Below are 21,405 nucleotides of genomic sequence, written 5' to 3' on the forward strand. Positions count from 1 at the left end.
TTACTGGTTCGACGTGCGTTCCCCGGTCTCTGTCTGCGTCCGGTACGTCTCCGCCAGCGCGTCCAGCGACTCGTGGTGTTCGGTGGTGTGCGGTGCGGTCAGCGGCGAGACGCTGACCTTCCCGTCGACGATGGCGCGGCGGTCGGTTCCTTCGGGGTCCGGGATGTCGTCGTCGCGCATCCGGTCCCAGATGCGGTCGACGAGCCGGACGGTCGCGTTCTCGTGTTCGGCCGTCATGTCGTACAGCGTCGACGGTGCGGTGATCGCCATCTCCGCCGGCTCGTCGCCCGGCATCGGCGCGTTGACGTTCAGATAGTCCGCCTGCTCGAAGACGCCCGCGTCGACGGCGTGCTCCGCGAGGAAGACCGCGGCGTCGGTCGCCTCCCGGTAGTCGTCGGGGTCGGTCGCCTTCTCGTGCCACTCGCCGGTCCCGCCAGGGACGTAGAGTGAGACGGCCATCGAGGGGACGTCGAAGAAGGCCGCCTCGACGGCGGCGCTGACCGTCCCCGACCGTCCGAGCACGTACGCACCGAGGTTCGCACCCTTGTTGCAGCCGGCGACGACCAGATCCGTGTCGGGACAGAGCGCCTCGAGTCCCGCGACGGTGCAGTCGGCGGGCGTCCCGTGGATGGCGTAGCCGAGTTCGTGTTCTTCGACGGCGGCCTCGTGGGACATCGCCCGGCCGACGGCGCTCTTGTCGTCTGCGGGCGCGACGGCCGTCACGTCGGCGACCTCCTCGAGAGCGTCGTAGAGTGTCCGGAAGCCGACGCTCTCGATCCCGTCGTCGTTGGTCAGCAAGATGCGGGTTCTGCCCATGGCGAAACGTGCGATGGGGAGCGCAAAAGCGCACCGGTGACGCGGCTCTCGTCGCCACCGCGCGTTCGCACAGCGGTTCGATGCCCGGTACAGCGTTCGGGCGTCGTCTCGTCCGCGTCGCCGACGGTGGGCTCGCGGGCCCGGAAGTCGCCGTAGACCACCCTGCGGAGGCCCACTCCGAACGCACGTTCGAGAACGGTCTCCAACTCGCCCGCCCATATTAACAGATTTCATACGTGTCGAAGCAAATGACAGTCCACGGTTCGGATGTATCGGCCGATAGCTCCGGAGACGGCACGATTGAGCCACGGGCGAGCGAGCGACAGATATGTTCACCGAGGTGACGTTTATTCCCCTTCGGACCGTATCACGATCTATGGAGCCTCCTACGAACGAGAGTGGTCAGCGTCCATCTGCCACCGCTTCCCGAACGACCCGTCGTGCGTTCCTCCGAGGTGTGACGGGCGGGGCCGCTGCCGCCGCGACGGTGGCCGGCGGGGCAGGATCCGCCGCCGCCCAGGAGGACGACGGCGGGACGACTCACACCGTCGACATGACCGACGACCTCGTGTTCGACCCCGACGAGTTGACTATCGCCCCCGGCGACACGGTCCGGTGGGTGAACGTCGGCACGGTCGGCCACAGCGTCACCGCGTACGAAGAGGAGATCCCCGGGGACGCCGAGTTCTTCGCCAGCGGCGACTTCGACGGCGAGTCGGCCGCTCGGGGCGGCTACCCCCAGCGGGGGGACGTCGCCGGCGGCGAGGAGTACAGCCACACCTTCGACGTCGAGGGCGACTACAGTTACTTCTGTATCCCTCACGAGTCGGTCGGGATGATCGCCGAACTCTCGGTCGTCCCGGGTGGCGCACAGCCGGAACCGGCCGTCGACATCCCGTCGGTGCCGGACTCCGCGAGATCGATCGCCGTCGCGGCGACGACGGCGCTCGTCTCGGTGGTCGTACTCGCCTACTTCTTCCTGAAGTACGGCGACGACTACGGCGACCAGGAGCCGGGAGACGAATCACGGTCAGGTCGCTGACGTGGTCGGTCGACAAGCCGGAACGCACACAAGGGAGCACGTGTACGTTCGCCTATGGGACTCGGAAGTACGGCGAAGAAAGTCCAGCGAATCGCGGACATGGCGGAGGAACTCTACAAACGACTCAACGAACTCCGCGATCAGATCAAAGAGATGCAGGAGACGGTCACGGGGACCAGAGACCGCGTCGAGGCGCTCGAAGCCGAGAGCGCCGAGCAGCGTGCGATCCTCGAGGCGCTCGCCAAAGAGCAGGGGATCGACCTCGACTCCGTGACGGCCGAGGCCCACATCGCCGAGGCCGAAGACGACTCGCTGGCCGGCGACACTGCCGACGCCGGTACGACTGCCGAGGACGGCAGCGAGGCGACCCAGTCGGCCGATTCGACGGACTCGACGGAGACGTCGTCTGCGTCGGACAGTCAGTAGTCCGCCGGTCGACCCCGCAACGCTCTTGTCGACGACCTCCGACCGCGCGACGACCCGAGACGGGGATAACAACGTTAAGGGGACGGGGCAACATTTGCCACCGTAATGACGACCCATCGGGAACCGCTCTCGTCCGTCCTAGAGACTATCGGTGAGACGCCGCTCGTCTCCCTCCACGCCGCCCCCGACGACGTTCCAGTCTACGCGAAACTGGAGTCGTTCAACCCCGGCGCGAGCGTCAAAGACCGGATCGGGAAGTACATGCTCGAACAGCTGCTCGCCGAGGGGACGCTCTCGCCCGGTGGGACGGTGATCGAACCGACGGCGGGCAACACCGGCATCGGCATCGCCGTCGCCGCCGGCCAACTCGACCTCGAGGCGGTGTTCGTCGTCCCCGAGCGATTCAGCGTCGAGAAACAGCGACTGATGCGCGCGCTCGGTGCGACGGTCGTCAACACGCCCTCCGAGGACGGGATGGGTGGTGCCATCGACCGCGCACACGAACTCGCCGAGGAACTCGACGACGCCGTCGTTCCCCAGCAGTTCCAGAACCCGCTCAACGTCGAGGCGCACTACGAGACCACCGCACCCGAGATCTACGACGCACTCGACGGCGAGGTCGGTGCGCTCGTCGCCGGCTGTGGCACCGCGGGGACGCTGATGGGGATGGCGCGTTACGGGCGCGAGCTCCACGCCGACACCTACGTCGTCGCCGTCGAGCCCGAGGGGTCGCTCTATTCGACGCTGAAGGGTCGCGACGTCGAGGAGGGAGAGTACAAGACGGAAGGGATCGGGACACACGACCCCTCGACCAACGAGCTGTTCGACGCCGACCTCGTCGACGACGTCGTGCAGGTGGCCGACCGCGACACGCACGCGGAGATGCAGCGACTCGCCCGCGAGGAGGGACAGCTCGTCGCGTCCAGTTCTGCGGCCAACAGCGTCGTCGCCCAGCAGGTCGCTCGGGACATCCGCGACGGCGAGATCGACGCCCCGTTCGACACGGTGGCGACGGTCTTCCCCGACTCCAGCGAGCGATACCTCTCGAAGGGCGTCTACGGCTCGTACGAGGAGTGGGAGGGGTAGGTCGCTCTCGGACGACCGAACGCGACCGCTCGGACGGGACACGTCCGTGAGCGCTCGGCGAGACGCGCCATCCTCATCTGTCGGCGAGGCGCGCCGTCCTCACTCCGTCAACGTCGGTCGCTCGATCCGTCCGTCGGTCTGCGGGTCGAGACCGACGTAGCGAGCGTAGGCGACGAGCGGATGCTCGCCGGCGTAGCTGTCGACGACGTCGCCGGACCCGACCGCCGTGAGGCGACGGTTCGTCCGGAGGAAGTACGCGACGGTGGCGAGCGTGTACTCCTGCTCCGGAGCGACGGGGTCTCCCCCGACGGAGAGTTCGCGGATCGTCGAACGGTCGTCGTCCCACACGACGTGCATCCCGCTGACGTGTCCGAAACAGGCCGGGGAGGCGTCCGCGCAGACGTCGGCGAGCGAGAGGTCGTGGACGGCCGCCCGGAGGTCCGCGCCCGTACAGCTGACGACGCGGAACTCGTCGTCGAACGGTGCCACTCGTCGGAGGTCGAACGCCGTCACCTCCCCGACCAGGGCGGGTCCGGTGCGGAACCCGCCGGCGGGGACGACGGCGGCGTCGGCGTCGGTGGCCCAGCGGATCGCGTCGGCGACGGCGTTGCCGAGGGGGCTCTCCGCGCAGTTGACCGCGACGTCGGTCCGCTCGATGGGGGCGTCGAGGTGGGTGACCACCTCGTCGAGTCCGGTGGCAGCGATGCGAGTCGCGAGCGCCTGTTCGAGACTCGCATCGGGCGTGACGGACGTCTCGCCGACGACGTGCGGCTCGACGGACGGCGCTTCGTCGGCCGTGAGTCGCACCTCGGTCAGCCGCTCCCCACCGGCTCCGGTCCGGACGTAACAGGTGTCGCCGTGTCGGGAGACGACCGGGTCGTGACGGTGTCCGTCGAGGACGACGTCGGCGTCGACGGCGTCCGCGAGGCGGTCGTCGCCGACGTGAGCGAGGACGACGACGAACGCCACCGCCGGCTCCGACGCCCGGAGGTCGGCGATCGCCTCGGTCGCGGCGTCGACGGGGTCGGTGATGGTGAGCGACGTCGCCTCGGGGTTCGACAGCGGCGTCTCCGCGGTCGTCACGCCGACGAGACCGACGCGAGTGCCCTCGACGTCGGCGACGGTCCACGGGGCGGTGTGGGGGTGACCGAACCGCCGTCCGTCCTCGAAGACGTTGGCCGTGAGCCACTCGTTGGGTGCGTCGCGGACCAGCGCGCGCGCGGCGTCGAGTCCGTGGTCGAACTCGTGGTTGCCGAACGTCTCGAAGTCGGTGCCGACCGCGTTGAAGAAGTCCAACGCCTGCCGTCCGTCGCTCTCGACGCCGAGGACGCTCGGGGCGGTGTTGTCGCCCGTCCCGAGGACGAGCGTTCCCGGACAGCGTCGCTCGCCGACGACGGCGGCGACGCGTGCGGCGTGTCTCGGGTCGTCGAACGCGCGTTCGAGATCCGAGTAGTGGAGGAGTCGGACGGCCACGTCCGAGACTCACAGCCACAGTGAGAAAACGCTGACGTTCACTCCAGCAGTCGCTGGTGTTCCACCTTCATACATCTGTCCTGGACGACGCGGAGCCCCGCCTCCTCGGCGCGGGCGACGGCCTCGTCGTGTGTGATGCCGAGTTGGAGCCAGAGCGCCTGTACGTCGGCGTGTTCCTCGTGACGTGCGAGGACGTCGTCGACGACGCCGGGCACCGCCTCGCTCGGCCGAAACACGTTCACCAGGTCGACCGTCGGTTCGACCTCGCCCAGCGAGTCGTACGCCCGCTGGCCGAGGACCTCGTCGGCGAAGGGGTTGACGGGGACGATCTCGTATCCGTGACGTTGGAGATAGGCCGGAATCTCGTGAGCGGCCTTACCGGGCGTCGTCGAACAGCCGACGACGGCGATCGTCTCGAGATCGAACAGCGAGCGGAGTTCGTCGTCACTCGTGAGCGGCATACCGTCGTGAAGGGCGAGTGGAGACAAAAGTGGTTCGCGCGCGATTGCGGACCACACACGGACGCCGACGGCGCACACGGACGCCGACTCTCGTCGCCCCGCCGTCGGTCACTGTCGGCTGCCGTGACTCGCCGTCAGTCGTCGGCGAGTCGGATCGACGGCGGATCGTCTTCGGCGGTCGTGACGATGCCGTCGAACAGCTGTTTGAGCGTGTTCATCGTCTGCTCGTCGTGAGCGCTCGAGTCGAGACAGAACAGTCCGAGCCCGCCGACGCTCTGGACCCGACCCGTGAACACGTGGAGGAACCGGAACACCGTCTGGAGGTTCGAGTACATCAGGAGCGTCGACAGCGAGTGGACCATGATGCGGTTGCGTTCGATCCGCTGTTCCTGGGAGAACGCCTGGAGGAACTCCGAGAGTTTGATCCCGATCCCGGTCATGTCGACCGGCGACGAGGCGTACTTGATCCGGTCGTCGTCGCGGAGGTCGCCGACGCCCTGCTGGCGGGAGACGCAGTCGACGACGGCCACCGGCTTCCCCTCGTAGGGCGTCCGTTTCGCGTAGTCGTCGAGGAGACGCTCGCCGTTGTCTTTCGTCGTGACGACAATCGTCCCCTCTCCCGCGCGCGTCCCTGCCGCGAGGACGTCGAGGGCGAGCGAGCGTTTTCCGGTCAACGGCGGTCCGGTGACGAGGACGTTCGTTCCCGGGTCGACCTCGGCGTCGAACGTCGGACGGAGGTCATACATCGGCTGTCACCGCCGAACCACCCGCTCGTCGTGAACCGGCTACCCATCGCTCCGCATCGCCGGGAATCATCAACTGATAGTAAAATACGGAGTGTCGGTAATATTCTTTTTGATAGAGCCACCGGGACACACTATTGGCTTTCGACGTCGAACCGGGCTGTCTCGCCGCTGGCGGACGTCCCGGACGCGACTCGGTGTCGACGACGTCGTCGGGCGAAACGTCGGGTCCCCCTACTCCCTCGTTGGCAGTGCTGCCAACCGGTCCAGCGACTGCTGTCGGATGAACTCGATCGCCATGCTGGTCAGATGGTCGGGCGAACAGGCTTCGGCCCGGTCGAGATACTCGACGACCACGTCGCGGAGGTTCGCGACGCCCGTCTCCCGGTCGGCCGCGAGGTTCAACTCCGCCGTCACCGGCGTCAACTGCGTCCGACGGTCCTCCGGGTAGTCGTCCGTGTCGTCGAGACCCACCTGCGCGGCGATGACCATGAGCACGATCGCCCGCTTGAAGTCGCGCCCGAGGTCGACGTCGAGGTCGGCCTCGTACATGTTCAACATGTCTTCGTAGAGGATGCCGACGCGGAGGTACTGCGTGAGGAAGTAGGGCAGCGACTGATCGTCGTCGAACAGCTCGAGCGCGTCCGCCGACTCGGCGAACTTGTAGGAGTCGCGGATCTCGTCGGCGACTGCCGACCGGTCCTCGCTCTCGGCGGCGTGATACCGCTCGAGCAGGTCGCGGAACCGCTCGTCGTCGTCCTGGTGTCCCTCCGAGAGACCGACGGCGTGGTCGTAGTGGTCGCGGACGGCCGCAGGCGTGTCCGGACTCTCGAACCAGCGGCGGACGTTCTCCGAGAGGCGTCGCTGTGCGCGTGCGGCGACGCGGGACTTCGGCCGCGCGTTCGTCTCGAAGTCCTCGTACTCCTCGTCGTTGATGGCGTCGCGCATGTCGCCGTCGACGAGCGCCTGGACGATGTTGTAGGTCGTCGTCCGGCTCTCGCGGGCGAGTTCCTCGTCGACGTCGCGGACGTGGCGGAGCACCGGAACGTCGTTGGCGAGCAGACAGAGGCGACCGAGCGTCAGAAGCGCCGGCAGGACGAGGCGGGTGTCGTAGTCGAACCGGACCGCCGTACCCGCGTCGACCGTCTCGATCTCGCCCGCCGCGAGCGCACGCTCGAGTTCGAGTTCGACGTCGCTGAACATCCGTTCGGTCATCGCGTCGATGTCGGCGTCGACCTCGGAGCGAAGCAAGAGGACGGGTACCACGCTGGGGTCGGGAGACCGACCGACGTAGCGGAGAAACGCCCGAGCGATGGGCGGCACTCGTGACCGTGCCGTGGCGGCTACATCCTGCATTGGTTGTGTGGTACACCACCAGCCACTAATAGGGGTTGTGAACGCGACGGCGACCGTACGAGGTGAACCGAGGAGCGGTGAGCCGCCGGCAGGTGGACCGAGACGGGCCCTCTCGTCCCAAAACACGCGACCGATTCGCGAGCTATTTACTGGCTGCTCTGTGCAGTTCGAGTGATGGTTTCCCTCGACGAGTTCGCGCGCAGCGTCGGTCGACTGGTCGACACGGTCGGTATCGTCGGTCGGACGGTGGGCCCGTTCGACACCAATCCGGTTCCGAGAGAGTGGACCCACGTCACCAAACTCGACCCCGAGGACGCGAAGAAGCTTCCACTCCTCTATCCGCTCTTCCTCCGCCACACGAGCGCCGTCTCCGTCGGCGGGTCGAGCGACGTCACCGCGAGAAACACCGAAGAGACGTTCGCGCTCCTCGAACCGCTCTCGGTCCCCGCCTTCCACGAACCCAGCGAGGCGCGACACGTCACCGAACGCACCCGCGAGGCCGCCGCGTTCATCGCCATCCCGGAGGTGCTCAACGGTGACTCCGAGTCGCTCGTCGGCACGCTCGGGAAAGGCACCGAGTACATCCGAGAGGAACTCACGCCGTCGATGCTCGCGGAGAAACTCCCGTGGTGGACGCCGGACCGCGTGCTTGACGCGCTCGCGAACGTCGCCACCTCACTGCTGCTCTCGGAGGCGGTGTTCGAGGCCTACATCATCCAGAACCCCGACAGCGCGGCCGCTCGTGAGGCGAACGTCGACGAGGACGACCTGCTCGCGGCGGACACGGCGAAACAGCACGCGATGGCCGCCGAGCGCCACCTCGAGAGCGAACTCGTCTACCTCGAGTACTCCGGCACCTACGGCGGCGACGAGGCCGAAGCCATCCTCTCGACCGTCGCCGACAGCCTCGACTGGTCGCGACTCTGGTACGGCGGCGGCCTCGACTCTCGGGAGCACGCACAGGCGATGCTCGACGCCGGTGCCGACACCGTCGTCGTCGGCGACGTCTTCCACGACGTGGCCGCCGAGGAGGCGACGCTCTGTGCGGACGCCCGAGACGACCTTCCGACCGACGCCGACGCGGAGACTGTCCGCGAGTGGGTGACGGACCACGCCGGCGTCGACGACTCGGCCGCCGCGCGCTATCTCTCGACGATCCCCTCGGTTTCCGACCCCGTCGCAACGGCCGAGCGGTATCTGGTCGCGACAGTGGAGACACAGCTCGAACTGGCACGACTCGGCGAGCTAGCGACCGAGGCAGAACCGACGACACGGGGAGCGCTTCGGCGGTTCGTCGACGAGCAGACGGACGGGTCGTTACCCGGCGAACGCCATCTCCGAGAGACTGCTGGTGAGCAGAGTGAGACGGTCGCTCGGCGGATCGCGGTCGACGTGCTGGCACGACAGTTGGACCTCGACGACGAGTCGGAGCTGCCGGTGTCACATCTGAGTACGGACCTCTGAGACCGTGTGTTCGACTGGCATCGTCGACCGAAATCCGGGGGTTTAAAATCGGGGCTTCCCGTACGAAGGAGTGAGGGCGCTTAGCTCAGTCTGGACAGAGTGCTTGGCTTCGGACCAAGTTGTCACGGGTTCAAATCCTGTAGCGCCCATCCGTTTTCCGAACGATCCACATCCGCAAGACGGCGGTACATCGTTTATAAACGAGTGCTATGTCACGCGATTGATTTCGTTCGTCATCCGAACGGGGGTCGGTGCTGTCCCGTGATTCGGTAGCATCTCCTTCGGAGTAGGTGTAGAAATCGCTTGCTGAAGATGTTTCTCGGTGTGAGTCTAGTAAGGTCCTCATAGTCTCTCTTGAAAACAGTTCTTGACGTTGGGTCGCTCATACCTACAATGAAGAAAATAAACTTATGTAAAGTATTAAGTGATTATGACATAAGAGAGAGACAAACAGATGGGCAAATTTGACTGGTCGGAAGCCACAGTAATTGACTCAGGTGCTGTGTTGAATAGGGGTACGGCGTAGGGATCAGAGCGGATCACAGAGTTGTTCGATGTTGATGATGGCGAACATCAGGACGATTTCACGAAACTCTCGATACCAGGTTTGCGCTCGCACGGCATCGCCGAGCGAGCGCTTCACGGACGAATACGACGTTTCAGCCATCCAACGCTGGGTGTAGCCACGCTCTCGAATGAGCGCGTTGTTGCTGAGCGCGTTCGCAGACGATCCACGGTAGTGAATCAACGGTTCCACGCTGAGGCTGTAGAACTCGTATTCAGAGTGCCAATCCTGGAAGCCGTTATCAGCAGCGACTGTATGCAGGTCGTCCGCGTTCCGGCGGACGACCTGCGGCCCTGATTTCGTATCATGTGGCCACTGCGCGTGGCACTGCACGTCAAGAACAGCGAGTGACGCTGTATCGGTCAATGTCGTCACTTTCATCGTCTCAACCGTCTGGTTCGACCGATCGAGATAATGCGCAGAGGCGTGGCCTCGATCAAAAAACGTGCTGTCGAGAGCGGCGAATCCAGACTGCGGGTGTTGCTGCGCTGAAACGCGCAGCAACGCCCGCCACACCCACATCTTGAACCGATCGAACGACTTGTTCAGCGTCGTGTAATCTGGGACGTCGCTCCTGTTCAACTCAAGGACGTCCCGTATGTCACCCATGTACTTCAGCCGATTTGCGGTTTCTCGGAAGCTGTGCTCCTCTTCGAGCCGAAACCCGTGAATAACGACGTGCTTCCAGCGGGCGAACCCGCCGGTGGCGGGCTCGCCCGCGTGCTTTCCCAAGGCTTGTTTGGCTAGACGCTTGAACCACTCAACGAAGTCGAGGAGATCGACTTCCACCATACCCGACCTCCTCGGCTTCATCCTTACTGATTTGACGGTCTATCCCGACGCCGTCTGTCTATTCAACACAGCAGACTCAGGTTCTCTTGGAGAATACATCTACAATGTGGATTCTGACTCTGTTGATAATCTTCACTTGACAAACTACTGTGTTCAAGTCCAACCAGCAGGATTTGCGTTTGGCGGGTTAGGAGAATTTCTACGAAATCGATTTGCGTACTACGTATTTTCTGAGTCTGAAGTTGAAGACCTTAGAGAGAACAACAAATCACCCAGTATAAAGGCCCAGGAGATGGCGGGCATTGGAAAGCAGTTCCGCCAAGATGGAACACTCGGTGAATTTCTACTATTTCTCTTAACTGATGGGTTTCTAGATATTCCTATGATTTCCCATAAGATAGCAAGTAAACAAAGTTATAATCACGAAGTGTATGGGTGTGACAATTTTTTCTTTGGGGAATTTAATAATCAAGAATGTATCGGGATCGGTGAAGCAAAAGTATATGGAAACCTAACTAGTGGAATTCGAGAAGCAGTTCAAAGTATTTCTGAGTTTCACGAAGAGCAATCAAGAACATATTTCAATCAAGAATTAAATGTTGCTCCAAACAATCTCACGGACAACCTTGATGACGACCAATTTGATTATTTAGCTGATGTTCTCGTGAGTGATCCTAGTGAATATCCAATACTACATCCTATATTTATCTGCTACGAAGATAGCGATCTAAGTTCAGTAGAAGATGTCACAAAGGATGATGAAGAGATCAAAACGGACATTGAAGATCGGTTAGATGATCTTGACCCACTTTCGAGGACGAAAACCCAGGTTCACAACGGAAGTGACCGTTTGAGACGAGCTTATCTGTTATTTCTATTTCTCCCAGTTCCTGATCTTGACGAGTTTCGTGAAAGAATGCTGGTATCTATCGATCCGGGCTTACGATATATTTTCGAGGAGGAGGAGGAGGAGAGTGAAGATGACACTGAAAATGACGATGCAAAAGATCCCGACATAAATGATAGCTCTAATGCACAAGGTGAAAGCGCATGAGTACTTATGATGCTGCCAACAATGCGGAGTATCTTAATCACACTCTTGATGAACTCACAAAAGAGGTATTCTACACAGACATCGGCCATGACTACACCGCAGATCTCGAGAAAAGAGACATCAGGAAAGCTGCTTGGGCAAGTTCAGTTTTAGCTGGTAGTTCCAACGATGATCATCTCAAAAAGGCACTAGCTACTGCTGTCTTGTTATATATCACCCGAGATGACGCACAAGAAAACCTGTACCGGAAATTTCTGTACACTATCCTGTCCCGTTTGGGAAGTTTACCGAGCGCACATTCTCTGTCAGATAATAATGGGGAAGGACAAGTCCCGGATGACTTTGAAGGAACACTCCTCAACGCAGAATTAGATGCTACCGAAGAATATCACCGCCTAAATAGTGAAACAGTGCTCTCCCGCTTCCAGCACAAAATTTGGAGCGAACTTGACGAAAAGTATGTTGTGTTCTCTGGTCCAACCTCTTCTGGCAAGTCTTTCTTAATGCGCCGGTATATTGCACACTGTATTGCAGAAGATGATTTGTTCCAAGGAGTATATCTTGTACCCTCACGTGCACTAATTTCGGAAGTTAGTGCAGACTTTAGAGACGAACTTGGTGATGAAATTGATATACGGACAAGCGCAAACTTAGAGGGTGTCGACGAAAGTTTCTTGTTAATATTGACTCCTGAGCGGTGTCTTCAGCTGTTTGACTATGAAGAGTCTGAGAAGGTAGATATTGATTTAATCTTCCTTGATGAGATTCAACAGTTGGAGGACGGCGGTCGAGGACCACTCTTTGAGAATGTACTAGAAAATCTCGAAGCTGCTTGGGAAGAGACCCAAATTATCGCTGCAGGACCATATATTGAGAACCCATCGACAGCACTTGAAGGGATTGTCCAAGGGAAAGCATCAGACATCAAAACAGTATTTAATCCCGTATTTCAGCTTCAGGCACGGTTTACTTTTAGAAAATACTCTGATTCAATTGATGTCGAAGTAAAGAGTGCATCTGGGAACATCCTAAATTTGGAGGTAGATAGACCGACTGGATTGAGCTATAGCACCGTTAAAACTAACAAAAAGAAAACAATCAAAGAATTTGTCGACAACTTTGGGTTCGGTGATCAGTCTCTGCTATATGCCAAATCACAGTCTGCTGCAGAGAACATGGCTAAGGGCATTGCAAATTCTCGAGAGCCTCAGTCTGAGCCAGAAACCAAGGCTCTTCTCGACTATCTTAGACGGTCGATTCACGATGAGTACGCTCTAATCGACACGATCCAGAACGGTGTGGCCTTCCATCATGCCAGTGTTCCGCAGGTAGCTCGGGACGAAATTGAATCCTTGTATCGCGAAGAGATTATCGATACAATTGTATGTACGCCAACACTCCTGCAGGGGGTCAATCTCCCTGCTGAAAAGATGTATATTATAGACCATAGCAAAGGGAGAAATAAAACACTCTCAGACTTTGAATTACAGAATTTAATTGGCCGAGTTGGTCGTGTCGGTAGCAAACTCTACGGTACAATCTATTATATCGACCGTGATGATGACGAATGGTCTGACGGGAAACTTGACAAAACCATTGAGAAAGAGATAACATCAGCGACATCAAGTGCAGTTCTAAACAAGCAAGAGGACCTTCTCGAACAAGTTGCGACAGCGAACACCAACAATATCGGCGACGCTGGGCTTAGATATACCGTTATACTCTTACGAAATAGATATCTAAAGGATCGAAGTTCGGTTAAGCCATATCTCTTGCAGAAGGGGGTAAAGGATCAGGTAGCGGATCAGGTAGTCAATAAACTGGATACCGAGTTGCCAAATATCTCAATTCCACAGAAGATTCTCAAAAAGAACCCGACAGTTGATCCAATACTACAAAATCAACTATATGAGAATGTTCATGCTAGTACCGAACCTTGGGAAGTGAATACTCGTGATCTCAAGGATTCATTCTTTAATGTTACGCGAAGACTGAATACTATATTCCATTTCGTGTCAGACTCCAATGAGGAAATTGAATCGACACCTGCCGATGAAACACGTGCATACAATTTGAACCATATCTTGTATACGGCATATCACTGGCTCAGCGAACGTGATTACAAAGAGATGATTGAGCTGCGTCAGGACGCATTGAATCAGGACAGTGTGAACTCGGCAATTAAAGAGTTGATGCGAATTATCAATACGGATGTTCGCTATGTCCTCGTGAAATATTACAAAATCCTATGTGATATTCTTGAAGATATTGATGAGTATGATAACCAATTCATGCTCAATTTCGACAAGCGTCTTGAGCGTGGGTCATACGACTCAGGGCGGCTATTACTTATGGACTTAGGAATCGATAGGTCAATTGCATTAGACTTAGACGTGCCAGAAGACGACGATAAGGACGAAATTCGTTCTGATCTCAGTGAACAAGTTTCTGAGTATTCACCGCTATATCAGAGGCACCTACTTAGAAACGGAATTGTTACCGAAGAGTCCAAGTAGTGGTATGTAACAAACGACATGACACTCAGACAGACTGAGAGATCTACAAAGCGGAGAAATGACATGTCTTTATTCTAGTTCGTCTTTGTCAATATCCCCTACGAGATACCTCTCACCCAAATTAGTTATCTGATACATTGCTTTCGTATCGTGAACTCGCACTACTAGCTCGTGCTCTGCAAGCACTCTGCACCGCTGTGAAACGTATCGGTTGTCGTAATCAATATTGAAGGCAATAGTGCTCGGATTCGCTGCGATCCCCGCTTCGCTAAGTAATTCAAGTATAGCATCGTCCGCTCGGGTCATCCAACTAACACGGGGACGCATTGAGACGTGATATTCAAAGCCAGAGTAAAACCACACCGCTCTCAAAAGAATAAATGCATAAACGTAGTTCATAGATTACGTTTATGCATATATCTATATTCTTTGAACGCCTATGAGAGTAATGTGATGGAACCAACTGCCGCCACCCTCGCCCGGAAAATCGGGAAAGAGAGCTTCATTCAGTGGCAACAACACCGTGAGTTCAGACAGAACATCAAGTCCGGTAGGACATGGTTCAATCTCCCTCCACCGGAGAAACCCCCAGAGCGGCACAGTCCACATCAACTGAACCAGTGTCACCGGAAAGTCTACTACCAGCAACTCAACGCGCCCGAAGAATCCGAAGACCCGTCAGGAATCTTCTGGACCGGAACACAGTTCGAAGAAGAGTGGATGATGCCCTACCTCGAACAGATCGCAAGCGAAGAAGGAGCATACGTCAGAAACTCCATGTGGGTCGACTACACCCTCGATACCGATGCCGGGGAGATTCAGATTCGGGGACAGACTGACCCTGTTATCGTTGATGAGGATAGCTGTCCGATCCTCCTTACAGAAATCAAGACCAAGCAGTCACTGGAGTACGCCACTGAACCCAGCGAACACCATATCGCTCAAGCTTACGCATATCTCTGGGGGTTATCTCAAGAGTGGGACGTTGACCTCGCAGACGCCGTCATCGTCTACGGCGACCGGACGACACTCGACATCAAACCCTTCCACATTCAGTTCGACCCCGACCGCTGGGAGGATTTCGTCGTCGATTGGGCGGACAAACATACGGAATACCGACTGAATCAAGAACTCCCTCCGGCTGAACCCGAGTTCGATTGGGAGTGTAAGTTCTGCACGTTCAAACATCGATGTGGCCGAGCGCAAGGCACGCAGTACAGCGATGTTGATGCGCACGGGCTTCTCCCACTTTTCAACAGGTATCCTGAAGAGAAAGTAATCCAGTACCTCGATAGTCACGAAGGGGCAAAACTCACACCGACACTCGCAAGTCGATATCCTCAATTGACTGACCGATACGACGTGTACGAATGGGCGTGTCAGCGGTGTTCTGCGCTTTATCCGTTCGACGTGATTGAGTGGAATGGCGACATAGAAAATCCTCCTCTCTGCCCTGCCTGCGTCAATGAAGACGTACCCGTTCCACTATCGGAACCAGGCCCGGAGGCACAGCAGATACTAGACGAGGATCAACAATGACTGATTTAGCAAATCAAGCTCCAGAGACTACCTCTCAGAATGAGCGAACCCCGGCGGCGATTTACGCTCGAACATCGTCCTCAAGCCAACGATTTGGATATTCTATTGACGAACAGGTACGCCGTTGTTGGGAACACTGCGAACAATCTGAGTGGGATGTCAGGTACGTGTTTATTGATGAAGCGAAGTCCGGACGGAACACAGATCGACCGAAGTTCCAAGCAATGCTTGAAAAGGCGGAATACGGTCTAATTGGTGTTGTTGTATTTTGGAAGTTAGACCGGTTTTGTCGGTCACTCGTTGATCTCGTGAAGACGGAAGAGCGTCTCAACAAATGGGGAGTGGCATTACAGAGTGTCACTGAATTCATCGACACCACCAGTCCAGTCGGACGGTTCAATTTTCGAAACTTGGCGTCAGCCGCAGAGTTGGAAATTGACCTCACGAGTCAGCGTGTGAAAATGGGTCTGTACGGGTTAGCACAGGAGCGAAAGTGGCCGAACGACCATCCTCCCTTAGGATACGAGAAATCAGAGGATGGGATGCTTCTGGTCAACGAGTGCGAGAAGGAACTGGTGGAGCGAATCTTTCGACTGTATCTCCGTGAGAAGTCGATGCCGCAGGTCGCCTTTTTGCTTAACGAGGAAGGGATTCGAACCAAGAAAGGGAACAATTGGAATCGGCAGTGTGTCAAAACGATACTCACTAACGAAATTTACGTAGGGACATACAGGGTTGCGGGGTTCGAGACCTACGTGGAGGAGTATCGAATTTTGAGTGATGATCTCTTTGAGGCAGTAACAGAGGCTCGCTACCGCTTCAAGCAATCTAAGCCTCAGATGGAGCAAACGAGAAAGCAGTCGAAAGCACACCGAATCTGTGCACGATACATCGATTGCGTAGAGAAAGAGTTGGTGTCCTCATGAGCGAGTCAGCGACCTCCTGTCTCGTTTGTCACGCCGAATTAAGTGATTTGAGGGTTGGATCGGGTGCGACTGTCGGTAGTTCCCATCGGGTTAGCGGAGAGTCACAACTGGTAGGGTTAGATTCTCAGCAAGCGTCTGGATGGGTGATTGTGAGATTTCTCTACCATCCAGACACTTTCCTTACGGCTTCAGACCTCGAAACCTTAGCGGTCGGACTTCTACTGGAGCTTCCTCTCCCCGGAGTCGAAGCCGCAGTCTTCGACTCCGGGATCATCTGGGACACTGTTACCCAAGCAGCCGTTGATCAGAAGTCCATCAAGGCCGTTACCGACACCACTCGTCGGACCTACTCTGACGACTACACCTTCGAGCAGTTACACACTATTCCGGCTGACCAACTCGAAGACACTGTCAACAACCTGCTCGCTCAGCAAGCCGCGATGATCCTCGGCCCCACGCCGAGGATCATCTGTCTCGATTTCGTCGATATTCATTACCACGGCTGTCCACACGCTGAGGCTGGCGAACTCTGCCACACAAACCCCCGCGATGGCACCTCTCAGTGCCATCGCTATCTCGCTGGATTCGTTCTCTGTCGGGCAAAACCACTCATCGTCGCAGTCACACCCGTCCGTGGAGACGAACCGAAAAGCGACGCGGTCGAGCGTCTGCTCGACCACGTCGCAGCCCTTCCGTTTGACATCGCTGGACTCCTCGCTGACCGTGGATTCTACAACGGCGCGTCAATCCAGCGACTTGATGCAGTTGCACCGGTCGCCCTTCCAATCATCCGCCGTGGGAAACAGATGGCCGAGAAACTGGACACAACGGTCTCCTACTGGACGGAGTACGTGATGTACGAGGGAAGCGAGCGGGAACTGCGCTTCCCGCTCGCGGTCTGTGTCTCCTACCAGCAGGGGAACCGTGGCAAACACGGCTTGCTCGTCAGAGCGTATGTGGCGTGCGATCTGGCCGATCGCACGCCGAAGGAAGTCGAAGCTCTCTACCAGAAACGCTCGGCCATCGAGACAGCGTTCCGGACGATGCGCGAGGCACGTGCGCGGACAAGCACGACTGATCCGGTGGTTAGGTTGTTGTTCGTTCTTGTGAGCTTCTTGTTGCGGAATCTCTGGTTGATCGTCCGATGGGGTGTGCTCGCCACGCCGCGGCGCGGCGGGCGAGCACTCCCCGTCTGGTTTCGGTTCGAGGTGTTCCGCGAGTGGATTGACCACGCTCTTGACGAGACGTTATGTCGGAAATGGGAAGCCCCGACCAACCGTACCGGAATCCCGCTGACCTACAGCCAGCTGGACGCGGGCTGAATCTGCCCGCGTCCAGCAGCCGCCTCGTGGTGAGCGACAGCTGTGGATCTTTGTCCGGATGACGGCGTTCTCACGCTAGTGAGAGCGCCGTCTTTGCCCGAGTCATCGGATTAGTTCCTCTGATCGCGTTCGTTTGACTCCAGAAATCGAGTCAATAATCGAGAACGATGGGAACTACCGACTGTCTGTCCAGAATGTGGGTTGGTGCAATCAGAGAATGAAGAGGCACTCGCCTCAGTGGTCGCAGTAGAACATAACACTACGACTGAGGTGAACGAAGAACTCGGTCCAAGCGATTGGTTTGTAGATTTTGTCCCAAAAGACTCGTCTGAGCATCGGTTCGTTGAAACACTTCGTCTAATGGATACTGTTGCAGAGGAACTGAACGTCCACCCCCAAGAGCGAACTCAGGCTGCGAGATTAACCACCGACGTCTGGGAACGACGTTTCATGCATGGTCGGAGGGTGGATGCGACTGTAGGTGCAATCATTTATACTGTCTGTAGAAATTCAGGGTCACCTCGCCCAATTACTGCTGTCGCGAAATCGGTCGGAGTTTGTGAGTCGTTGCTCTACTCGACGTACCGTTCGCTAGTTACAGAATTAGGTGTACAGCTTCAAGTCACCCCACCGAAAAAATATCTGCCATTTCTCGGTGAGCAATTGGGATTAAATGAAGTGACCATTTCGGAGGCAAACACAATCCTTGAGAGTATCCACAATCTCTCGGGGAATCCAGCCGGAATTGCGGCTGCCAGTCTCTACATAGCTGCTCAAAAGAATGGGGAGGGTACAACCCTCCGTGAAGCGGGCGAGATCGCGGGAGTAACTAAAGAGACTGTGTGGCGGAAATCAACCGAGATTAGAAATCAGCGATTTTCAACTGGTTAACATCTGCTTCGGAGGACAACGTTGTTATCTCATTAGGGGTTGTAGTCGACTTCATTTCGTCATCAACCCGAAACTGGTGTTCCGGGCGAGTGAATGCACGCTTGTACTTACCGGGAGGGAGATCTATGTGAAAGGTGGTGTCACAATTTCTGCAGCTGTATCTGTATTTCAACTCGCCTGCTTCGTTTTCTTCCACATCGAAGCCTTCCGTTGATGGACAGACTGGGCATCGTAGAGGGAGCGTCTGGTGAATCTCGTTGAATTCTTTCTCGTTAAGAAGCGGCCCTTGGTATGAGCATTCCTTGCATGCGAAGTTTTGCATTTTGATGCCCCATCGAGTAGTACTCCCGACAGGAGTCAATTCGCCGCCACATTTTCGGCACTCCGTTGTGATCGCTTCGAGAAACTCTAAACAGAATTCGGGACCGAACCGGTAACTCGCGCGGTTAATTGGCTCCGGGACGTTGTTGGCGGTCGTTCGACTTGGGGCCCTTTCGCGAAGTATCTCTTGTGCGCGGTTGAACGTATCCCTGTCTACCGCTTGTAGTGACGAATTTGTCTCGATCACGGTGTCTTTTAGCGTCAGATCACCGACGCAGAGATGGCTTTGCAGCACTGTCCTAAGTCGAGTATCAGACAGCACCTCGTCCAAATCCTTGAATTCATCAACCTCTGCTTTCAACGCGGATCGATTTTTTGTCTCAAGATATGTTTGGAATATCTTGGGGATATATTTTTCACCTTTCTCAGTCAGCTGAACAACCTGATTCTCGTTCTTTTCATATCCGAATGGCACAGGTCCGAAAGGCCACTTCCCATCTTGTAATCGTTGGATCTGACCTTGTTCAGCCCCCTTCTTAATTCGCTCATACCATTGACGGGCGAACAGCACTTGGTTAAAAATCGTCCTAAAGTCGTGCAAATCGTCCCAATCGATGTAACCATAGGTGTCAGCGTAGAGTATGATTTTTTCATCTCTGAGCTGTTTTAGGTACATGAAACTCTCGAACGGGTCTGCTCGAGTGAGTCGGTCAAGCTTCCAGACCCCGAGGATATCGAACTTGTCACTTTCAGCCATGGAGACGATTTTCTCCGGTTTTTCGCGTTCCATTGTTGCTGCAGATTCTGCCCCTTCAAATTCGCGCACGACTTGTCCGTTTGCTTCGCCGATTTCGCGTCGAACAGCTTCCTTCTGGGTTTCAATACTTGTGTTGTCCAATTGGGACTCTGAACTCACTCGGTATTGACCTACCCACCGCTTATCCTCTACTTCGCTTCTCGACAACAGTCCGAACAAGCACGGTATCAGAGTGTTGGAGATCTCCATCCTGTTAAATAACAGATGGAACAGACAAATGCCTATCAGAGCTTGGGTAGTAGTCGAGAAACGTCCGAATCTGTATACAGGACTTAAGAAGGAGATGGACAAGTGAGGTATACCTGCGTTGTCCACCTCTTTTTTAAGTGGTGTGGATTGATTTGATGACCAACTGGCTTCGCTCCAACGCGGTAGCCGAGCAGTGATACTAGTCTGCTCTTCTGATTCGGTAGAGACGTCTCTCAGGGAGGGGAGTTTGCTCATACGTTACACCACCTGATTTAGAGGGCCTCTTCCAAGCGGAAGTCTTTCAGACCATCATTTGGATCTTCGGTGACAATGGTGGGGATGGTTCTGACCATCATCTCGACAATGCAATTCATCAGAATGCCACCTCCGTATCTTCTGTGAACTGACTCAGTATCTCTCTCCGGAGTTTCCGACGTTCCTCTTCACTGCGTTCATCATAGTGTTTCTCAATGATCTCCTCGCTCACGTCACAACGTTCGCTGATGACCGTGATAGGAACACCAGCACGGCGGAGTTCTGAGATGTGCCCATGTCGGTTTGTCATTGGAGACTTGCTCGACTCACACTTCGATGCGTCGTCAACTGCTTGGGCAGCCGTACACTCTTCGATGACCTTGTCGTGAGGGCACTCACTTCCAACCTGACATGGTCGGGTCCACTTATAGAAGATTTTCCGCATGTACGACTTCGACAAACGCCCATCACTGGACGTCAAGAACGGTCGTCGACCGTCTCCATCAGTCACTTCGTGCCGCCGATTTTCTTTGTAGTCCTCCAGCACCTCTGCTGCAGACTGTGGAATATTGACCGACCCTTCACCGTTCTTCCCTTTTTTCAACCTAGTTGTCCCGCCACGATGGCAGAACTTGATAAACGGTTCGGAAGTCTCGGTATGCACATCTTCAACATCAAGTGAGTGGATTCCACCGGGTCTTCGCCCTGTGTACCAGTTGAGTACCCACAGAGTGTGGGCTGTCGTAGCGTACTCGAATTTCGCGAGGTGATCGAGGATACGGCGATTCCGTTGGGCAGAGAGCTCGTCATTGCGGACACCCTCACCCTCTTCGAGCGTGGGTATACTGACTTTTGAGCCGAGTCCAGCCTGAACAGCGTCAATCTTCTCAAGGTAGTCAAGAAAAGACTTGACGAGATACATGTCATCTCGCATCGTTTTCTGGCTCAGCATCTCAACCCGGTCAGATGACTTGTAGCGACGCCACACCTCATAGCCATCCACGTCCCGACCGCCCAAATCATTCAGATTTCCGACCCCTTCCATGTCACAATACTCAAGGAAGAATTCGAGCTTTCGACTGTACTCTTGAACCGTATTCTCAGCGACCTCCTCTCGTCTGCTCTGAAGATACCGATCGACGCCATCCTCGGGAGACAGTAGCTCCAGCGATGCTTTAGTACCTTTGAGCAAGTCTTGCAGCTCTTCCGGGAGGTCCTCCATATTCGTCGTCATCGGAGTCGCACCTCGTCAGCAGCAGAGTTCTTTTCACATCGGTTCGACAAACTACCACACGTCTTGTGCATTACGTAGTGTTTCATGGTTGTAGTTCTGCGGTGCACAAGACCCCGG

At 56.8% G+C, this 21,405-nt stretch carries 20 protein-coding genes and 1 tRNA gene; 12 read left to right on the plus strand and 9 right to left on the minus strand.

Annotation, left to right across the window (positions count from 1 at the left end):
* A complete protein-coding gene (gene surE / locus EOHIBHHM_RS17440; RefSeq protein ID WP_497252841.1) occupies positions 1–816 on the minus strand; it encodes a 5'/3'-nucleotidase SurE in 816 nt (271 codons plus the stop codon).
* An 80-nt stretch (positions 817–896) separates the two neighbouring features.
* Between surE and EOHIBHHM_RS17445 the strand changes: the two genes are divergently transcribed.
* The 4 genes from EOHIBHHM_RS17445 (at position 897) to EOHIBHHM_RS17460 (ending at position 3,370) form a co-directional block, all read left to right on the plus strand.
* Positions 897–1,040, plus strand: coding sequence for a hypothetical protein (locus EOHIBHHM_RS17445; protein WP_497252843.1), 144 nt, complete (start codon positions 897–899; stop codon positions 1,038–1,040).
* A 152-nt stretch (positions 1,041–1,192) separates the two neighbouring features.
* The gene (locus EOHIBHHM_RS17450; RefSeq protein ID WP_497252845.1) at positions 1,193–1,858 is read left to right on the plus strand and encodes a plastocyanin/azurin family copper-binding protein; all 666 of its coding nucleotides are present in this window, start codon (positions 1,193–1,195) and stop codon (positions 1,856–1,858) included.
* Positions 1,859–1,912: 54 nt separating this feature from the next.
* Entirely contained in the window at positions 1,913–2,284 is a 372-nt protein-coding gene (locus EOHIBHHM_RS17455) for a DUF5798 family protein (protein ID WP_497252847.1), read from the plus strand.
* 105 nt (positions 2,285–2,389) lie between these two features.
* A complete protein-coding gene (locus EOHIBHHM_RS17460) occupies positions 2,390–3,370 on the plus strand; it encodes a PLP-dependent cysteine synthase family protein (protein ID WP_497252849.1) in 981 nt (326 codons plus the stop codon).
* A gap of 99 nt (positions 3,371–3,469) precedes the next feature.
* Here EOHIBHHM_RS17460 and EOHIBHHM_RS17465 read toward each other — a convergent pair whose 3' ends face one another.
* From EOHIBHHM_RS17465 to EOHIBHHM_RS17480, 4 genes are all read right to left on the minus strand, one after another.
* Complete coding sequence (locus EOHIBHHM_RS17465) at positions 3,470–4,843, minus strand: bifunctional metallophosphatase/5'-nucleotidase (protein ID WP_497252851.1); 1,374 nt, start codon at positions 4,841–4,843, stop codon at positions 3,470–3,472.
* Positions 4,844–4,881: 38 nt separating this feature from the next.
* Positions 4,882–5,304, minus strand: a complete 423-nt coding sequence (locus EOHIBHHM_RS17470; RefSeq protein ID WP_497252853.1) for a CoA-binding protein — start codon at positions 5,302–5,304, stop codon at positions 4,882–4,884.
* 134 nt (positions 5,305–5,438) lie between these two features.
* Positions 5,439–6,050: an RAD55 family ATPase gene (locus EOHIBHHM_RS17475; protein WP_497252855.1), complete on the minus strand. Its 612-nt coding sequence runs from the start codon at positions 6,048–6,050 to the stop codon at positions 5,439–5,441.
* Between the two features lie 231 nt (positions 6,051–6,281).
* Complete coding sequence (locus tag EOHIBHHM_RS17480; protein ID WP_497252857.1) at positions 6,282–7,403, minus strand: hypothetical protein; 1,122 nt, start codon at positions 7,401–7,403, stop codon at positions 6,282–6,284.
* 174 nt (positions 7,404–7,577) lie between these two features.
* Between EOHIBHHM_RS17480 and EOHIBHHM_RS17485 the strand changes: the two genes are divergently transcribed.
* Both EOHIBHHM_RS17485 and EOHIBHHM_RS17490 read left to right on the plus strand, forming a co-directional pair.
* On the plus strand, positions 7,578–8,867 hold the full coding sequence (locus EOHIBHHM_RS17485; protein WP_497252859.1) for a geranylgeranylglyceryl/heptaprenylglyceryl phosphate synthase: 1,290 nt from the start codon (positions 7,578–7,580) through the stop codon (positions 8,865–8,867).
* A 74-nt stretch (positions 8,868–8,941) separates the two neighbouring features.
* Positions 8,942–9,016: transfer RNA gene (locus EOHIBHHM_RS17490), tRNA-Arg, on the plus strand.
* Between the two features lie 380 nt (positions 9,017–9,396).
* Here the strand turns inward: EOHIBHHM_RS17490 and EOHIBHHM_RS17495 are convergent.
* Positions 9,397–10,221 (minus strand): IS5 family transposase, encoded by an 825-nt coding sequence (locus EOHIBHHM_RS17495; RefSeq protein ID WP_497256876.1) that lies wholly within the window; start codon positions 10,219–10,221, stop codon positions 9,397–9,399.
* A 109-nt stretch (positions 10,222–10,330) separates the two neighbouring features.
* Here EOHIBHHM_RS17495 and EOHIBHHM_RS17500 point away from each other — a divergent pair, with 109 nt between their 5' ends.
* Positions 10,331–11,278, plus strand: a complete 948-nt coding sequence (locus EOHIBHHM_RS17500) for a HamA C-terminal domain-containing protein (protein WP_497252861.1) — start codon at positions 10,331–10,333, stop codon at positions 11,276–11,278.
* Positions 11,275–13,794 carry a DEAD/DEAH box helicase gene (locus EOHIBHHM_RS17505; RefSeq protein WP_497252862.1) on the plus strand — a complete coding sequence of 840 codons (2,520 nt, stop codon included), beginning with the start codon at positions 11,275–11,277 and terminating at the stop codon, positions 13,792–13,794. The genes EOHIBHHM_RS17500 and EOHIBHHM_RS17505 overlap by 4 nt, the downstream gene beginning before the upstream one ends.
* Positions 13,795–13,863: 69 nt before the next feature.
* Here EOHIBHHM_RS17505 and EOHIBHHM_RS17510 read toward each other — a convergent pair whose 3' ends face one another.
* Entirely contained in the window at positions 13,864–14,121 is a 258-nt protein-coding gene (locus EOHIBHHM_RS17510) for a winged helix-turn-helix domain-containing protein (RefSeq protein ID WP_497257044.1), read from the minus strand.
* Between the two features lie 126 nt (positions 14,122–14,247).
* Between EOHIBHHM_RS17510 and EOHIBHHM_RS17515 the strand changes: the two genes are divergently transcribed.
* The 4 genes from EOHIBHHM_RS17515 (at position 14,248) to EOHIBHHM_RS17530 (ending at position 18,472) form a co-directional block, all read left to right on the plus strand.
* A complete protein-coding gene (locus EOHIBHHM_RS17515) occupies positions 14,248–15,333 on the plus strand; it encodes a CRISPR-associated protein Cas4 (protein ID WP_497252864.1) in 1,086 nt (361 codons plus the stop codon).
* A complete protein-coding gene (locus EOHIBHHM_RS17520) occupies positions 15,330–16,259 on the plus strand; it encodes a recombinase family protein (RefSeq protein WP_497252866.1) in 930 nt (309 codons plus the stop codon). The genes EOHIBHHM_RS17515 and EOHIBHHM_RS17520 overlap by 4 nt, the downstream gene beginning before the upstream one ends.
* Positions 16,260–16,402: 143 nt before the next feature.
* On the plus strand, positions 16,403–17,581 hold the full coding sequence (locus tag EOHIBHHM_RS17525) for an ISH3 family transposase (RefSeq protein ID WP_497257046.1): 1,179 nt from the start codon (positions 16,403–16,405) through the stop codon (positions 17,579–17,581).
* A gap of 270 nt (positions 17,582–17,851) precedes the next feature.
* Positions 17,852–18,472 (plus strand): transcription initiation factor IIB family protein, encoded by a 621-nt coding sequence (locus EOHIBHHM_RS17530; protein WP_497257048.1) that lies wholly within the window; start codon positions 17,852–17,854, stop codon positions 18,470–18,472.
* Here EOHIBHHM_RS17530 and EOHIBHHM_RS17535 read toward each other — a convergent pair.
* Positions 18,444–19,709 carry a recombinase family protein gene (locus tag EOHIBHHM_RS17535; protein WP_497252868.1) on the minus strand — a complete coding sequence of 422 codons (1,266 nt, stop codon included), beginning with the start codon at positions 19,707–19,709 and terminating at the stop codon, positions 18,444–18,446. The genes EOHIBHHM_RS17530 and EOHIBHHM_RS17535 overlap by 29 nt on opposite strands.
* A gap of 463 nt (positions 19,710–20,172) precedes the next feature.
* The gene (locus EOHIBHHM_RS17540; protein ID WP_497252870.1) at positions 20,173–21,288 is read right to left on the minus strand and encodes a tyrosine-type recombinase/integrase; all 1,116 of its coding nucleotides are present in this window, start codon (positions 21,286–21,288) and stop codon (positions 20,173–20,175) included.
* Between the last annotated feature and the right edge of the window lie 117 nt (positions 21,289–21,405).

The organism is Halogranum roseipondis (assembly GCF_059695585.1).

Coding starts and splice junctions, on each gene's coding strand:
- EOHIBHHM_RS17480 (WP_497252857.1), bottom strand. CDS start 7,403: ATGCAGGATGTAGCCGCCACGGCACGGTCACGAGTGCCGCCCATCGCT.
- EOHIBHHM_RS17520 (WP_497252866.1), top strand. CDS start 15,330: ATGACTGATTTAGCAAATCAAGCTCCAGAGACTACCTCTCAGAATGAG.
- EOHIBHHM_RS17515 (WP_497252864.1), top strand. CDS start 14,248: ATGGAACCAACTGCCGCCACCCTCGCCCGGAAAATCGGGAAAGAGAGC.
- EOHIBHHM_RS17505 (WP_497252862.1), top strand. CDS start 11,275: ATGAGTACTTATGATGCTGCCAACAATGCGGAGTATCTTAATCACACT.
- EOHIBHHM_RS17510 (WP_497257044.1), bottom strand. CDS start 14,121: ATGCGTCCCCGTGTTAGTTGGATGACCCGAGCGGACGATGCTATACTT.
- EOHIBHHM_RS17470 (WP_497252853.1), bottom strand. CDS start 5,304: ATGCCGCTCACGAGTGACGACGAACTCCGCTCGCTGTTCGATCTCGAG.
- EOHIBHHM_RS17460 (WP_497252849.1), top strand. CDS start 2,390: ATGACGACCCATCGGGAACCGCTCTCGTCCGTCCTAGAGACTATCGGT.
- EOHIBHHM_RS17445 (WP_497252843.1), top strand. CDS start 897: ATGCCCGGTACAGCGTTCGGGCGTCGTCTCGTCCGCGTCGCCGACGGT.
- EOHIBHHM_RS17540 (WP_497252870.1), bottom strand. CDS start 21,288: ATGACGACGAATATGGAGGACCTCCCGGAAGAGCTGCAAGACTTGCTC.
- EOHIBHHM_RS17485 (WP_497252859.1), top strand. CDS start 7,578: ATGGTTTCCCTCGACGAGTTCGCGCGCAGCGTCGGTCGACTGGTCGAC.
- EOHIBHHM_RS17455 (WP_497252847.1), top strand. CDS start 1,913: ATGGGACTCGGAAGTACGGCGAAGAAAGTCCAGCGAATCGCGGACATG.
- EOHIBHHM_RS17475 (WP_497252855.1), bottom strand. CDS start 6,050: ATGTATGACCTCCGTCCGACGTTCGACGCCGAGGTCGACCCGGGAACG.
- EOHIBHHM_RS17450 (WP_497252845.1), top strand. CDS start 1,193: ATGGAGCCTCCTACGAACGAGAGTGGTCAGCGTCCATCTGCCACCGCT.
- surE (WP_497252841.1), bottom strand. CDS start 816: ATGGGCAGAACCCGCATCTTGCTGACCAACGACGACGGGATCGAGAGC.